Annotated in this window: 12 protein-coding genes; 7 read left to right on the top strand and 5 right to left on the bottom strand. The window is 60.2% G+C overall.

What is annotated here, in order from left to right:
- Window positions 1-20 precede the first annotated feature (20 nt).
- The 7 genes from ggt (at window position 21) to ACQY7R_RS12240 (ending at window position 8,982) form a co-directional block, all read left to right on the top strand.
- Complete coding sequence (gene ggt / locus ACQY7R_RS12270) at window positions 21-1,784, top strand: gamma-glutamyltransferase (protein WP_428308894.1); 1,764 nt, start codon at window positions 21-23, stop codon at window positions 1,782-1,784.
- A 60-nt stretch (window positions 1,785-1,844) separates the two neighbouring features.
- Window positions 1,845-3,422: a sensor histidine kinase gene (locus ACQY7R_RS12265; protein ID WP_428305890.1), complete on the top strand. Its 1,578-nt coding sequence runs from the start codon at window positions 1,845-1,847 to the stop codon at window positions 3,420-3,422.
- A complete protein-coding gene (locus tag ACQY7R_RS12260) occupies window positions 3,419-4,864 on the top strand; it encodes a sigma-54-dependent transcriptional regulator (protein ID WP_428305889.1) in 1,446 nt (481 codons plus the stop codon). The genes ACQY7R_RS12265 and ACQY7R_RS12260 overlap by 4 nt, the downstream gene beginning before the upstream one ends.
- 295 nt (window positions 4,865-5,159) lie before the next feature.
- Window positions 5,160-6,137: a bestrophin family protein gene (locus ACQY7R_RS12255; RefSeq protein WP_428305888.1), complete on the top strand. Its 978-nt coding sequence runs from the start codon at window positions 5,160-5,162 to the stop codon at window positions 6,135-6,137.
- 134 nt (window positions 6,138-6,271) lie between these two features.
- Window positions 6,272-6,871, top strand: coding sequence for a universal stress protein (locus ACQY7R_RS12250; RefSeq protein ID WP_428305887.1), 600 nt, complete (start codon window positions 6,272-6,274; stop codon window positions 6,869-6,871).
- A gap of 510 nt (window positions 6,872-7,381) precedes the next feature.
- Window positions 7,382-8,482 (top strand): DUF1559 domain-containing protein, encoded by a 1,101-nt coding sequence (locus tag ACQY7R_RS12245; RefSeq protein ID WP_428305886.1) that lies wholly within the window; start codon window positions 7,382-7,384, stop codon window positions 8,480-8,482.
- Window positions 8,483-8,544: 62 nt separating this feature from the next.
- Window positions 8,545-8,982 (top strand): carboxypeptidase-like regulatory domain-containing protein, encoded by a 438-nt coding sequence (locus ACQY7R_RS12240; RefSeq protein WP_428305885.1) that lies wholly within the window; start codon window positions 8,545-8,547, stop codon window positions 8,980-8,982.
- A gap of 62 nt (window positions 8,983-9,044) precedes the next feature.
- On the opposite strand, the gene ACQY7R_RS12235 is transcribed toward ACQY7R_RS12240, so the two are convergent.
- The 5 genes from ACQY7R_RS12235 to ACQY7R_RS12215 all read right to left on the bottom strand — a co-directional run bounded on the left by ACQY7R_RS12235 (window position 9,045) and on the right by ACQY7R_RS12215 (window position 15,845).
- A complete protein-coding gene (locus tag ACQY7R_RS12235) occupies window positions 9,045-11,531 on the bottom strand; it encodes a glycoside hydrolase family 127 protein (protein WP_428305884.1) in 2,487 nt (828 codons plus the stop codon).
- Between the two features lie 184 nt (window positions 11,532-11,715).
- On the bottom strand, window positions 11,716-12,966 hold the full coding sequence (locus ACQY7R_RS12230; protein WP_428305883.1) for a hypothetical protein: 1,251 nt from the start codon (window positions 12,964-12,966) through the stop codon (window positions 11,716-11,718).
- Window positions 12,967-13,201: 235 nt separating this feature from the next.
- Window positions 13,202-13,579 carry an RNA recognition motif domain-containing protein gene (locus ACQY7R_RS12225; protein ID WP_428305882.1) on the bottom strand — a complete coding sequence of 126 codons (378 nt, stop codon included), beginning with the start codon at window positions 13,577-13,579 and terminating at the stop codon, window positions 13,202-13,204.
- A gap of 154 nt (window positions 13,580-13,733) precedes the next feature.
- On the bottom strand, window positions 13,734-14,486 hold the full coding sequence (locus tag ACQY7R_RS12220) for an alpha/beta hydrolase (protein ID WP_428305881.1): 753 nt from the start codon (window positions 14,484-14,486) through the stop codon (window positions 13,734-13,736).
- A gap of 210 nt (window positions 14,487-14,696) precedes the next feature.
- The gene (locus tag ACQY7R_RS12215; RefSeq protein WP_428305880.1) at window positions 14,697-15,845 is read right to left on the bottom strand and encodes an esterase/lipase family protein; all 1,149 of its coding nucleotides are present in this window, start codon (window positions 15,843-15,845) and stop codon (window positions 14,697-14,699) included.
- Between the last annotated feature and the right edge of the window lie 162 nt (window positions 15,846-16,007).

The following is a 16,007-nucleotide window of genomic DNA, read 5'->3' as shown; positions in this document are numbered from 1 at the left end:
TAGGACCATTCTAAACCGTGATGAACTTCGCAGCCACGTCGCCCTTCTACCGCGTCGCCTTGATTCTTACTCTGGCGACGTTGCTCGCCGGTTGCTCGCAAACAGCCGCTCCGGCGAAAGAAAAGAAGAAGGCTGCCGCGTCGGCGCCGGCCACTGAACAGGCGGCCGTTTGCATGGTGGCGTCGGTCCAGCCGCTTGCCACTGAAGCGGGCGTGGCCGCGTTCGAGGCCGGCGGCAACGCGATTGACGCGGCCGTGGCGACCGCCGTCACCTTGGGCGTCGTCGACAATCACAACTCTGGCCTTGGCGGCGGCTGCTTCATTCTGATTCATTTGGCTGATGGAACTCTGGTCGCGATCGACGGTCGTGAAGAGGCCCCCGCTGCCGCCACGCGCGACATGTTCCTTCGCGACGGCGAGGCCGATCCCGAACTGAGCCAAACTGGCCCGCTCGCGATAGGCATTCCTGGCGCCCTCGCCGCCTACGATCTGGCCGTCACTAAGTACGGCAAGCTTCCACTGAAGCAACTCCTTCTCCCTGCCGCCAAGATCGCCGAAGAGGGGTTCCCCATCGACCGCATCTACGCCGGCAAGCTGAAGGCCTCGGCCAAGACGCTCGACAAATTTGCTGGCAGTCGCGGAGCATTACTACAGGCCGACGGTGGCGCCTACAACGAGGGCGACATCCTCAAGCAGCCTGATCTCGCCCGCTCGTACCGTGCGATGGCTGAGGAAGGGACCGACTGGTTTTACCGCGGCGGCTACGCCGAGAAAGTTGCCCGCTGGATGGCCGACAACGGCGGCATCATTACCACGGCCGATTTCGCCGGCTACAAGCCCGTCGAGCGCGAGCCGCTGAAGACGACCTACCGCGACTGGACAATCGTCGGTTTTCCGCCGCCGAGTTCTGGAGGCGTGCATGTTGCGCAGATGCTCAACATGCTAGAGACCTTCGATTTAAAGAAGGAGTACAAAGAGGATCCGGCCCAAGCGCTGCACATCATCGCTGAGTCGATGAAGTTGGCTTTCGCCGACCGGGCGTACTGGCTGGGCGATCCCGATGAGGTCGGCGTGCCGCGCGGGTTGATCGACAAGGGGTACGCAGTCGCGCTGGCGGAACGGATCGACCCGAAGAAGGTAACGGCGGTTCCGAGTCATGGCGAGCCGCCGGCTGCAGCTGAAGACGTCTTCGGCAAAAAGCACACGACGCACATTACCGCCGCCGACAGCGATGGAAACTGGGTGGCGATCACGGCGACCGTGAACACCACATTCGGCTCTAAGGTGATCGTCCCCGGCACGGGCATCGTGCTAAACAACGAGATGGACGATTTCTCGGCCCAGCCCGGCAAGCCGAACGCTTTCGGGTTGGTCGGCGCGGAAAACAACGCCGTGGCGCCGGGCAAGCGACCCCTCTCCAGCATGACGCCGACGATCGTGCTCAAGGGCGGTAAGCCAGTGATGACCGTCGGCGCCGCGGGCGGGCCGAAGATCATCACCTCCGTGCTGTTGGCAATCTTGCGTCGGCTCGACTTCGAGCAGTCGCTGGCCGACGCAGTCGGGTCGCCGCGCATCCATCAGCAGTGGATGCCTGACGTGCTGACAGTTGAAAAAAAGATGCCCGAAGAAATTGTCAAGGAACTCGAAGAGCGAGGCCACAAGATTGATCTGATCGATTCCGGCGCCGTCGCTCAGGCGATTGAAATCGACGGTAACGGTCAGTTCATGGGCGTGCATGACCCGCGCGTTCCCGGTAAGGCCGCTGGGGGCAAACGGCCGAAGTAACACGCATTCAACCCTGCCGTTTCCGTTCTATCGCTCTGACGTGCAGGTGGAGGCTCGCCGATGAATCCCTTCACTTACAAGCTCGGGCAGCGGATTCGTACGGCCGATCGCATTACCGTGCTGATCGTCGTCGTTAGCTTGCTGCTGCTGGCGGTGGCTAGCTACGGCGCGTGGCACGTGAAGCAACTGCAAGACAGGTCGGAGGCGATGCTCACGCAGAACGTTGAGAGCATCCGCGCGGCCGTCGAGCTGGAACTTCACATCCAAGAACTGCGTCATCAGCTCGATCTGTACCTCTGGCGGCACAATCTCTCCGATTTGGAGAAGACGAAATTCACCGACTCGAAGGCATTCAAGACCGAGCGGGCCGATATCGATGTTTGGCTACATCGCGCCGAAGCGTCTGCCCATACGCGGAAGGAAGAGCAGCTAATCCTCAAGGTCCACGATGGTCTGGGGATGTTTTACCGGCAAATCGAACTACTCGCGAAGGCGTCGAACCTTGACGCTGAGAAGCTCGCACTAGCGGAAGAAGCCGAAGCAATCTTAGCCGAGGAAGTATTGCCGCCGGCGCGCGAGTACCTGAACGCCGACGAAGCGCTGCTAGAGGCCAATCGGCAGAAGGCGGCAAGCCAGTCCCATCGACTCGCCCGCATGTTGCTGTTGCTAGGCGTGTTTGGTTCGTTGGCAGCGCTTGCTGCCGGGTATGCCATCGCGCGGACGATTCACCGATCGCTCGTGCAACTGCACATTCCGATGCAGAACGTTGCGGGGAAGCTCAGCGAGGTCGCCGGCGATTTCGTCGTTTCCACGAAGCTCGACCTCGACGACCTCGGCCCTGCCCTGCAACGCGTCTCGACGGAAGTGACTGAAGTCGTCGAGCAACTGCATGCTCGGCATCGCGAGATCGTCCGAGCTGATCAGCTTGCGAGCCTCGGCCAGTTGGCGGCTGGGCTGGCGCACGAGATTCGCAACCCTCTGATGGCGATGAAGATGCTCGTCCAGACGGCGCAGCAGCAACAAGGCCCGGGCGGGCTCGATGGCCGCGACCTGCAAATCATGGACGACGAGATTCGCCGATTGGAGCACCTGCTGACCGAGTTCCTCGACTTCGCTCGACCGACGCCGCTGAAGCGAACGATCGTCGACGTTCGCGGCATCGTAGAGAGCACCGTCGATTTCGTCCAGCGGCAGGCCGACGCCCGCGGCGCTACGCTCCACTGCCATCTGCCCGCCGAGCCCGTGATGCTTGAAATCGACGCGCCGCGGATTCGACAGGTCGTGCTCAACCTGTTGGTCAACGCCATCCATGCCGCGCCAACCGGAGGCAATATCTGGATTACGATCGAGCCGACTACGGGGGGTAAGCCCTCTGGCTACCGGATCAAGGTCGCCGACGACGGGCCTGGCATCGGTCCTCGCGAAACGACCCGAATTTTCGAACCCTTTTACAGCACGAAAGAAACAGGCATGGGCTTGGGACTGGCTGTTAGCCAGCGAATTGTCCGGTCTCATGGCGGCGAGCTGGCCCTCGACCGCGGCGACTACAGCGGCGCCGTCTTCGTTATCGAACTTCCCCTGCCGACTGAGCGTGCGAGAATCGAGAGTACGACGGGAGAATCGGTGGAAGCCAAATGAGTCAAAAATTACTGATCATCGACGACGAGCCCAATCTGCTCTATTCGATGACCAAAGCGCTCCGCCGCGAAACGTTGGAAGTGCTTAACGCTTGTACCGCAGCGCAGGGCATCGAACTTGTTCGGTCCGAGCGCCCGCATGCCGTCATTCTCGACGTTCGTCTGCCGGATGGCTACGGGCTCGACGTATTCAACGAAATTCACGAGATCGATCCTCGCGTGCCGGTGATCATCGTCACAGCCTATTCCAGCATGGAAACCGCCGTCGAGGCGATGAAGCGCGGGGCGTACGAGTATCTGCTCAAGCCGATCGAACTCGACAAGCTCCGCGAGCATGTCGAACGGGCGCTGGAGATCAGTCGCACCAACGACGCGTCGACGATCCTCGCCAGCGAGGAGCCCCGTTCACAGCAGCGGATCGTCGGCCATTCGCCCGCCATCCAAGAAGTCTTCAAGGCAATCGGCCGCGTCGCGCAGCAAGACCTCACCGTGCTTGTTCAAGGTGAGAGCGGCTGCGGCAAGGAACTAATCGCCGAGGCGATTTGCGCGCACAGCGCCCGCGCCGACGGTCCGTTTCTTGCCATTAATTGCGCCGCCATTTCCGAAACGATTCTCGAAAGCGAACTGTTTGGTCACGAGAAGGGCTCCTTCACAGGGGCCGATCGACTCCGCATCGGCAAGTTCGAGCAAGTCGACGGCGGCACGCTCTTTCTCGATGAGATCGGGGACATGTCGGGCGTGATGCAAGCGAAAGTCTTGCGGCTACTGCAGGACGGTAGTTTTCAACGCGTCGGCAGCAATGAAACGCTCCGCGCCAACGTCCGCATCATCGCCGCGACCAATCGCAAGCTGGAGACGATGGTTGCCGAAGGGACGTTTCGGGAGGATCTTTACTATCGGCTGCGCGGCTTTGTGATTGACGTGCCGCCGCTCCGCGATCGACTCGAAGACCTCGAACCGCTCGTCGCCCATTTTGTGGGGATTTTCAACGGCGAGCTCGGCCGGCAGGTTCGCGTCGTCTCGCCCGAAGCGATGCGGCGGCTTGAGATGTACCGTTGGTATGGCAACGTCCGCGAACTGCAGGCGGTTATCAGGTACGCCCTGCTACACGCGGTCGGCGACACGATCACCTCCGGCTCGTTGCCGCCAATTGTTCGCGGCGATCATGACGACGCCCACTCCGCCGCGGGACCTTCGGACGGCGTCGCGGCGATCGCCTCGATGGTTCGCGAGCAACTCACACGCGCAGATCGCAACCTCTACCGCGATGTTCACTCCGCAGTGGACCGCATCTTGCTCGATCAGGTGCTGGCCCACGTCGACGGCAACCAGGTTCAGGCGGCCCAGGTGCTGGGCATCTCGCGGACGACGCTTCGTAACCGACTGAGCGAGCTGGAAATTGGCGTGAACTCTCCGAATCGCCCAGAAATCTCCGCCGACTGAGCCTGATTAGGGCGCAGGTTGGCCGTACAGAATCTGAACAGTCGCTCACGGCCTGTACAAATTATGGCGCCGGCCGATGGCCGGTCGCGTGGTTTGTTGCACTGGTTGTGCGGCCGGGCCGGGCGTATCGGCACTTTGCGATGCCTGGGGGAGCGTTTTTGCGGCTATCGCTAGCTCTTAGCTGATCGGCATGATTGCTGCGTTGAGATCCAGGCCAGCCTAAACCTCTCAGTCGCCATGCGACTCGGCGGGTTTCAAGCTCCAACGAACTCAACTCGCGAACAGGCGGATCAGTATGGAACGGAGAGACTTTTGGCGTGAGGTCACGGCCCTCAGCGGGTCGGTCACGCCGTTCATTTTGAAGCGGGTCGTCGTCTTCGGTTTGTATGGCGCCTTTGTGTGGTGGGTCGCTAACTACACCCACGTGCAGACTGGCCTTGGCGTGGCGCCTTACGAGATTATCGGCGCCATCTTGGCGCTAGTACTCGTGTTGCGGACCAACTCCGGCTACGACCGTTGGTACGAAGGTCGCAAGCTGTGGGGCGGCATCGTCAATCAGTCGCGCAACTTGGGCGTCATTGGCTCGGCGTACGGACCAGACGACGCGGCATGGCAGAATCGCTTTTTGCGGTGGACGGCGGTGTTCCCGCACTTAGCTCGTCATACGCTGCGCGGCGAAACGGATTTCTCCGACATCGACGATCTGATGACTGCCGAGGAAATCGAGCAACTCGAGCGGGCGGACCACGCGCCGCTCTATTGCTCGCTGCAAGTCGCGCGGATGTTGCAATCGGCCCGCCAGAGCGAGGCGATGGACGGATTTGCCTTCATGCGGGCCGACGACCAACGCGCTCAGCTGATCGATCACATCGGGGCCTGCGAACGCATTCTCGCCACGCCGCTGGCGAAGGTCATGTCGATCAAGGTTCGGCACTTCATCTTTCTGTACCTCGCCGTGCTGCCGCTGGCGATCGTCGACAAATCGGGGATGCTGACGCCGTTCCTTACAATGCTCGTCGCGTTCCCCCTGTTGTCGCTCGATCAGATCGGCATCGAGCTCGAGAACCCATTCTCCGTGCGTCGCTTGAGCCATCTGCCGCTGGGAGATATCAGCGACAAGATCCAACGCAACGTGATGGCGATAGAAAACGCGGGCGACCCTCTACTCGACGAGGAGGCCGGCGATTCGGTCGTTTCGATGCAAAGCGGCAGGCGCAACTTTGGTGCTGATGGAGCCGGAACAGCTCAGCAGCTTGCGTCAACTGGTCGTTAAGGCGCTTGTAGGGGGCGGCGGCGCCTGTGCCGCCGGCCCCCGCTTGAAGATCGAGAGCAAAACGAGACGCAGGCGCGGCAGACCGGCTTACATGCGCGTTCGTTCGCCGACAGCGCCGCGACGAGGAGTTCGCCATGACCCGTTCGCACGAAATTATTGATTGGAAGAGCGGCGATCCCGAGGCGTCGAACGACCCGAAGCAGCTGCGAATCTTGGCGCCGATCAATTTCGACGACGATTCCCGGCGATCGCGGCTAACTGCTATCGAATTGGCCGCGCAGTGGGGGGCTAACGTCACCTTCCTTCATGTGTCGCCGTTGGAGCGGGTGCTTCCGGAGCGAACGGGGCTCGACGCAATCGGATTGCTTCACTCGGTACTGCGGGCGCCGGCTGGGCCCGCAATGTCGCACGGTGATCAGGAGTTGCAACTTCACCGGCTCGAAGGGGCGGCGATCCGCCGCATGAAGCGGATGATCCCCGCGGCCTGGAGCGATAAGATCCGAGCGACTTTCGCTTGGCGGTCGGGCGAGGTGCATGTGGAAATCGTCGCCCACGCGATGGAGCACGAGATTGACGTGATCGTACTGGGAACCCGCGACCAGCCTCGACCATGGCGTCTTAGCCGCGGCGTCGCGCGACGCGTCATCCAAACGGCGCCATGCCAAGTCTTGGTCGCCTATCCCTCGGGCCAGGCCTCCGTCGATTGCCTGCCCGTCGACGCGGCCGCATCGTGAGCCGCGAAATAGGCCGTGCAACTGCTTGCCCTGCTCTTACGCTGAATCCGCCAACATTTCGTGAGAAACTCTGGTCGAGCCAAAGTCGTTCTCGGCGATCGCAAAATCAGCCCCGAGCCAGCGACGCGCGGAGCTCACGACGGTGAACTGTCCACCTGGTACGCTTGCGCAGCGGTGTCGCTGGCTGTCTGTTATTGCAATGCGGTTGGCCGCTTTTTCGCTCCTCATTGTCGGCTGTTGCACCATCTTCATCCGCATTCCTTCACTGAATTGCGTACGGAGAGGAATTCTTTCGCGACGGATCGACATTCCGAAACCTTGGGCGCCGGCAGCGGTTTCGTTATAATGAAGAGCGTCTCGTCAAAGTCTGTTCATCCGAGCGAATGATCGCTCGACTCTCTTCGAATCATCGCTTGCAGTGATGCAAGCGGTCTCGGTTTGCAAGTTACCTCAGTCGGAGTGCAAGCGATGGTCGCGTTTTCGCCTCATTCGTCGGTCGGTACTGCGCTCATGTCACGTGTTGGACGCGAACGTCAGCAGTCGCGGGCGTTCACTTTGGTGGAACTGCTCGTCGTCATCGCAATTATTGGCGTCTTGGTCGCACTGCTGCTTCCCGCAGTCCAGGCGGCGCGCGAAGCAGCGCGGCGCAACCAGTGCCTGAATAATTTGAAACAGCTCGGTCTGGGGATGCTCAACCATGAGACCTCTAAGAAACGATTTGCTCAGAATGAGCAGTTTATCTATCCCAGCAAGACCGGCTTAGTGAAACGCGACTTGGCCTCTCATCTAGTGATGGTGACGCCCTATCTGGAAGCTTCGGGGCTTTATGGGCAACTCGATCTCAGCATCAAGGCGACTACAGTTGTTCCCGGCGATCAGACTGTGCAAGGGGTGAAGCTGCGGCAGATTCCGCTGGCGATCCTCACCTGTCCGTCGGACGATCTAACGGGCGTCGTCGACCCGGCGGAGTTTCCGAATAAATGGTCGATCAACTATCCGGGCCCAGTGGCCACGACGAGTTACGCTGGGTCGATGGGAGCCCAGCTAATGGGGTGGCAGAACTTTCGCGTCAAGGATGTCGTCGGCTACACCGGGAATGAGAAGTATGGCACCAATTCCAAATATCCAGGCGACGATTGGTTCAACACGACCGCCCAGCCGGATAGCTGCGGAAATCCCATGAACGAGCGCGGCGATTGTCCTGATCCAGCGACGATCAGCGGCGTATTTAGTCGCAGCGCTTGGGCAGCAGCGCTGAAGGAAATTGAGGACGGCACATCCAACACGATTATGATGGGTGAAATCCGGCCATCCACTGCGGCTCACAATTGGATTAACGGTTGGACGCTATCCGAAGGGATGTGGTTCGCGACGACCGCCCCTCTGAACTACGAGACTTCTCCGGCAGTTACCGGGGTGCCGCAGCCGGAAAAGAGGCGTTGGGACGACGACTTCAACGCTGCACACGGATTCAAGTCTCGCCACGCAGGCGGCGTTAACTTCGTGTTTTGCGACGGGTCAGTCCATTTTCTCAGCGAATCGATTGACTATACAAATTACCAACGCCTCGGCGCTCGCTCGGATAGTGAATCCGTCACGGAAGCGTTCTAGCGAAGCTGTTTATCACTGTGGATAAGGCTCTAGTCTCAGGCTCTGTTCAGAGGACTATTTGTATGGCCGAGACGATTCGCCCGGTGGCGCTATTGATACTTGCCGTTGCCGTGGGCTGTGGATCTGGTTCGTCCGAGCCGGTGACTTACCCAGTGACAGGCAAAGTGACCATCGGAGGAGCACCGGTTGCGGGGGCAGACGTTACCTTTGTTCCACAGTCTGCCGACCTTGGCATCGGCGGCGCGACCGCTCAGACGGGGCCGGATGGTTCGTTCAACGTGAAAGTTATGTACGACTTGGGAAAGTCTTCGAAAGAAGGGCTGCCTGCCGGAGACTATCGAGTTTTTGTCATCAAGCTAGAGCAACCAAGCGGACCGCCGTCGCTTTCCAAACCACCGAAAAACACGCTGCCCCAAAAGTATGCTTCGCCAGACACGAGCAATCTTTCAGCGACGGTGAAAGCTGACGGTGAAAACTTAGTCGAGCTAAAGCTTGAATAAAGCCACGACAGCGCGGCCCCTCTCGTCATCTCACATCATCTCGATCTGTTGAGAACCTCAAACTATTCTTCAGGTTCGACGACGACCTCCAAAATGCCCACTGCCGCCTCTCCCTTCGGCCACAATTGCAGCCGCAACCTGTCTGTGGTGGTTGGAGCAGCAGGGTGAATGACATTGTACTGGTCGGGTGAGACGCCATACGCGTCTGTATTGTAGAGATCGAATGGCTCCCATTCGCCATTTTGCCAGATCTCTAGCGCCCACCGTTCAGGGACCTGCACGCCGCCGTGGTCGTCGTACCAGTAGACTTCCACGGTGCGTATGTCGGTCGACTTGGCTAGTTCAAGCTCGACCGTTTGTGGCTTGCCGCGCTCAGGCCAACTCGTCCAACGGGGAATCGACGCGTCGAACGAATTTTTCGGCAACCGGCCATCAATGATCGCCGTTACGCGATCTTGATCGAACGTGTGGCTCGCGCGGGCCGATTTGAATCGCTGTGCGTTGTCACTCACCTTGATTTCGTTTGCGTGAAGCGTCGCCTCGTTTTCGGGAATCCAAACCTCCATTGAGGCCGTCCCGCGATTGTCCCAAGCAAAGTAGGGAATCAGCGTGAGCCGCGCAGGTTCGAGCGCCTCTGCCTTCGTTGATCTCATCGCGTCGATCGCGACGCTGAGGACCTCGGCGCCAGCGATCGGTTCGAACTTTTCGGTCGCGGTCGTTGCCACGTTTTCCGGCGTGACGAGGTAGTTGAATACGTGCCCCTGGTTGTCGGGCGATTCGGCACAGTAGACGAGCGGACCCCGCGTCACGGCAATCCGACCGCGATCAGCGGCGACTTCGTTCCGACAACGACTCGCCCGCACCGGCATCGGCAGCAGCAGTTCGATGCGATCGTCGGCCTGCCACTCTCGCTCGATGATCGCGAAGCCCTTCGCTGTTTGGAACTCAACTTCCTTGCCGTTCACTTTCACGCTCACCGCTGGGGCGGTTTGGCCAGTGTCAGCGAAGCGATAGAGTTCTCCCGGAACGAACCGATCGGTCGTCCACGTTGGAATACGCAGCCGCACGGCGAACTTGGTCGGCTGTTCGGGGCGCAAGGTGACATCGACGCGGCCGTCGTATGGATACTTAGTCGCTTCGATGACCTCCGTCGGCGTGCCGGCGAGCGTGAGCTTCGTCCGGCTCGCGGCGTAGAGGCCGAGGTAGAGCCCACCGTCGTCGCTGGCGAAGATCATACCCGGCACTTGCGGGATGAGTCGCGCCAGATTCGTCGGACAGCAAGCCGTACCGAACCACGGCGCACGGCCGGCATGCCCATGGTTGAACGGACGGGCGCCGTCGGCTGCGAGCGGATTAACGTAGAAGAAGCGGTCGCCAGCGAAGTTCACCCCCGCGAGGACATTGTTGTAGAGCGCGACCTCGGCCACATCGAGGTACTTGGCGTCACGCTCAAGGAGAAACATGCGGAAGTTGAAAAAGACGTTCCCCACAGCTGCGCACGTTTCGTTGAACGCATCCGCATTAGGGAGATCGAACGCCGGTCCAAATCCTTCGATGCCATGCACCGCGCCCAGTCCGCCGGTGATGTGCATCCTCGTGTCGACGATATTGGTCCAAATCTTGTTGAGCGCCTCGTCATATGCATCGATCCCGAGCATCGCTGCAACGTCTGCCATGCCTGCGTAGAGGTACGTCGCACGGACGGCATGCCCGACGGGCTCCGTCTGCTTCGTCACCGGCGCATGTTGTTGGGCGTACGTTGGAGAGAAGACGCCCTCCCCTTCCGGCCGATGTGTCACGCCGCGAATATCGAGAAATCGCTGAGCAAGTTTCAGGTAGCGTGGGTTCTTCGTCGCTTCCGAGAGTCGCACCAAGGCAAGCTCGATTTCTTCATGCCCCGGCGCCTGGTTCACCGGCTTGCCGCCGTTGTACGCCGGGTCGCCCGTGAAAAAGACGCGCTCAACGTGTTGGGCGTTCTTCTCGGCGACGTCGAGTAACGCACGTTTCCCGGTTGCATGGAAGTAGGCTACGGCGGCTTCGTAGAGGTGGCCGCAAATATAAAGTTCGTGGCTGTGGTCTTCGTAGGCGTACTTACCGTCGCCCATCATGTCGATCTTCAGGTGGGGATAGAGCGTGCGAGCCGGGTGAAGGTAGCCGTCAGGCTCCTGCGCAGCGGCAATCACCTTGACGATCTCATCCATTTGTTGCTCAAGCTGCGGGTCGCGCTCGATCGCGAGTAGATAGGCCGCGCCCTCCATGACTTTGAAGAGATCGGAAGTTCGGAACCGCTCCGGGCCCGGCAGCTTTTCAGGCTTATCGCCGGCGAGGATCGCGGCCGCGACTTTCAAATCGCCGAGCGCCTGCTCGGTTTGCTGAAACGAGTAGGGGACTAGGACCTTGCGCTGTGTCTGCAGGCGGGGCAGCCAGAACTGGTCGGTTAACGTCACCCGCTCGAACGGCGCTGGCGTCAATGGATAGCCGGTTTGTTCGGCGTGAATCACCGTCGCCGAGCTCACGACAAAAAGTAAGCAAAACGAAATGCGTAACATGAGAGAACTTCTCGTTAGGAACCGATGTGCCGTCAACGTGTATTCTATCCGGCCGGAATCTCCAACGAATTGAGTCTCTGCGTCCCTCGGCGAATTCTCCATGGAAGCTGTTGCAAGATCGGCTGAAACTTAGCGGCGGACACTCGAGCGCGTAACGAAGAAGAGCCCTCGGTGAATGATAAATTTACGGCGATGCCTGTTCCTGCGCCGCTACGGAGTCTGCGGCAGGCGACGCCTCAGATTCCCCCGTTAGCGTGAGCTGATATGAGAACGCCCCCAATAGTTCTCCACGCTGGACATTGTGGCAATCGAGGCACTGCTTTGCTGCTCTGAGCGAGCCTAGCATCTGGACCTGATTTCCGTTCTCTGCCACGACGAGGTCTTCGTCGGTTTGAAGCTTCTGCAGCGCCGAGGCTTCAAACTCGTTGAGCGGCCGCGTCGGTATTGTATCGCTGCTGAGTTGATCCATCCGCGGCAGGTGATCGAGGACGTATACTCGCGGCTCGTTGAACTTTAGCAGGCTGATGAGTTCTATGCGGTCTAGCAACCACTTCGGTCTATTGGCCGTTTGCAGGGGATGCCGGTGGAACGCATGCTCGATGAAGCCTGCAACTTGGTTGCGAGGCGAAATGACGGCTCCATAACCCTCCGGATGAAGGAAGTCACTGCGGCTTGATTCGTGCACATACTCAATCGCATCAGCGGGGCCGAGAGGCTGACCGATCCTCCAAGGATCGTCAGCCAAATCTTCCTTCGTCTTTACTTGCCGTTCGTAGGGAACATCTCGGAGCGTAGGTGTTTCAATCGACTGCAGGCGTGGACTGGCCATGCGGACGGGACCAAATCCGATTGCACGCGCGAACTGATCGTATTGCCGCTGGTGAATTTTCTCGAGCTGCCAACGACGCCAACCTTGTTCTTCCAATGCCGATTCGACGGTAGCGAGCTGTTGGGCGACGGCAGGCTGTAGGGCTGGGGGCGAAACTAGAGGAGTCTTCGCTTCATATGCGAGGCGATCGTTAAGCGACACGATCGGAAATTCGCGACGCAGTTTCTCTAAACGTTGATGCTCGATTTGCCCAGGGATCATTGAGAGACCGATGCCGCAGGCGATGCACGCCATCGCTATGTAGTATCGCGCGCGTGTCGAGGCCGGCGGGCCAATCCGACATGCAATGGCTGCTAGCAACAATAACCCGCCGACAACGACCGTCGCGAGAGTGCCCAAGCAGAGAGCACAGAATGCCGAGATCACTACAGCAGCTGTGACATTCATGCCGCCGTTTGAGCACCTAATAAATATCCATCCCAGGGCGAACGAGATGGCTACGGTGATCCAGTAAAACGGGTGGATGAATCCTGTCTGCCCAGCAAAGACTGCGAGGATGGCCGTGAACGCAACTGCGGCGAGGAGGTCGCGCGTGGTGAATCGCATGCGCGTCGTTCAAAAGAGAAGGTGCGAAGAGGTCTACGTTGATCTCTATATCGTATCATCACCTCGGCGATGGCGGTGAGTGCATTTCAGATTCTCCCGGCGAGCGCAAAAAAGAAACCGCCTGCTGGAAGCCAGCAGACGGTTCTTTGGTTTTTCAATCTTTCAGCCACTGCCCGAGGCCGATGCGATATCCAGATGGCTGTGAAGCAGCAGTGCAGCTTCGTAGCAGCGTCGCTTAGTAACGGCGACCGCCGCCACCGCCGCCGCCGTAACCACCACCGCCGCCACCGCGCTTGCCGCCACCGCCGCCGCCGCCGTAGCCGCCGCCGCCACCGTAGCCGCCGCCACCGCCGCCGCTGCGGGGTTCCTTCGGACGAGCTTCGTTAACGGTCAGCGCGCGACCTTGCGATTCCATGCCGTTCAGGCCGTTGATCGCAGCTTGCGCGTCTTGATCGGAACCCATTTCGACGAATCCGAAACCCTTCGAACGACCGGTGTCGCGGTCCATGATCACCTGAGCAGACTGCACGGTGCCGTAGGCCGAAAAGAGCTGCTCGAGATCGCTGTCGCCGATACCGTAGGCCAAGTTGCCTACGTATAACTTCTTGCCCATGATTGGGACTCCCTGAGAAAAACGAAAAACCGTGCCTCGGACCATGCCGCGGACTAGACCGACAGTATAACGGCCGCTACCACCCTGGATAGATAGCAGATTGAGGCTATTTCGGGATTCGCTCTTGACACACTTGCAGCTCTGACAGGTCGCCTCAAGGCGGCGGACCGTCGCCCAACAGTGCCGAATTTGGGCTAGTTTCTAACCAGCGACGTAAAAAACGGAGAATCGATTCATCGTAAAGCGCGGGATTGGCGGCCATGAGGTCGACGTGGGCGACGCCGGGGAATTCGACCAACTCCTTCGGTTCGACCGCTGTTTGATAGAGCCGCCGCGTCTCGATGATGGTCGTATGTTCGTCCTCCGTGCCCGACATGATGAGCACCGGACAGCCGACCGCCGCGATGTGGTCGATAGGACGCAGCGTCGAGCAAGCGATGCCCAACCGCGGCTCAACTTGGCAGAGCAGCAGCGGAGCCGTGACGCCGGCGAACGGCCCGAGCCACATGCGTAGCCGGTCGTGGATAGCTTCTTCGATGGTCGGGTAGACGGACTCGAGCACCAAGGCGTCGATGCCTAGCGGCGAGGCAAGTAGCGCCGCGGCTCCTCCCAACGACCGGCCGACAACGCCGATGCGATGAGCGGGGCTGCGACGCCGCGCGTAGGCTACGGCAGCCGTAACGTCGTCGGCTTCGAGGTAGCCGAGGGTGATTCTTTCGCCAGGCGTTTCACCGTGGGCCTGCATGTCGATCAGGAGCACGTCGAAACCATGCTGATGCAGTAGCCTTGCTCGGCTGAGCATGGTGAGCCGTGAGCCGCGAATCGGATGGAGCAAGATCACCGTTGCCGTTGAGCCGGGCGCCGCCAGATGCCACGCGGCCACCGGCGTCTGTCGGGCGGTCTGCAAGGTGATCGTTTCGAACGGTAGTTCGGCTGGAGGCGGTCCAACCGTTGTATTGGCCGATGCTAAGAGGCTACCTCCCAAAAACCACGCAGTGGCAACTGTTCCCAGCAGTAGCGCTGCAGCGAAACCTGCGGCCCAGCGGATCCAGCGGCGCTTCGGCGGCAGCGAGGGCTGTTCCAGCTTCGAACTCCTCCAAGTGAATTGCAACGCATGCTACTTGAGCCGAGTGAGCAGTTCCGATTGGAGTTGCTCAACCGCTTCGCAATCGCACACGCCGGTGCAATTGAGATGGCCGAACGGCAGGATGACGACATCGTCGACGCCGTCGAGGCGACCTCGTTTGAGGGCAACGACGCCGTCGCCCTTCCCTTCAACAAGCTCTTCCATGTCGGCGAGCAAGCTGTCGACGCGGCCGGTGCAGTCGCGGAAGCCAGGGCAACGGCCGCCTGTTTCTTGGAGGGCGGTGCGCATCCACTTCACTTCGCCATCGGTGACCTTGGCTGAAGTGCCGAGGAAGATCGCGTAGCGGACTTTGGGATTACGGGGACGAGCGTTGAGTTCGGTGAGGAACGGCGAGCCGGGAACCATGTCGTCGGCCGCTTCGCCGAGACCGTCGATCACTGAATCTCGCCAACGGGTCCAGCCGCCCCCTTCTGAACGGCCGATCCAATGCTCCCAAACGTCGGTGGCGACCGCGACGTGGGCGAGCATCGTGCCATGAGTCGGGGGGGCGATCATCACCAAGCGGTCGACATTGCCTGGATCGAGTTCAGCGCTTTCCAGGCACGCGCGAGCGACGAGACCGCCCATCGAGTGGGTAACGATCGCGAGCCGCTGGCCGGGATGTTCGGCGGCGATCTCTTTCAGCCGCTGCGACAAGCGGGCGGCCGATTCGTTGATCTCCCAGTCGTTGGGATACGCGAACGTCGCACACGGATAGCCGGCCTTGCGGACGGGTTCCATCACCGCGGCATTCTTCAGCGGGTTCGAGTTGTAGCCATGAACGAGCACGACCAGCGGCAGCTTGGGATTGGCGGCGGCCGTTACTTCCCAATCGTCGTCGAAAGTCATGCCGTAGCGGGCTTCGTCTTCTTCGTCCCAGACGCGGGTGCGGAGCCAGCGGCGGAAGCTGTAGTCGGTGGCTTCGCGGACGACGGCCTGCGAGACGGCGAGAACTTTGCTTTCCTCAGAATCGGAGGCGGTCGCCTCAACGTCTTCGGCCACCTTGAGGGCGAGGTGGACAGCAGCGTCGGCGGCGATCGCAACTTCCGCCGAAGTATCCTCAGCGGACGCTGCAGCCGGGAAAAGCAGGGGAAGTAGTGCGGCGAACAGCGCCCAGCGCCGGAGAGTTTGAGAGATCATTCTCAGTTCAGAGCTCCGCATGGGATGACGCGATGCCGGCGAAATGCCTAAGCAGGAAAGCGTCAACTTGTCGGGAATGCTACTTTAGTTACGTCCTTGCCACATTATAGGGGCTCGGTCTCCGTACGGGGCAAGCGTGAGGCGGGTTCGGTTGTCCGCGAT

Origin of the sequence: Lacipirellula sp. (genome assembly GCF_965279485.1) — a bacterium.
Classification (GTDB): domain Bacteria; phylum Planctomycetota; class Planctomycetia; order Pirellulales; family Lacipirellulaceae; genus Lacipirellula.
This window is presented reverse-complemented; position numbering and strand designations above follow the sequence as displayed.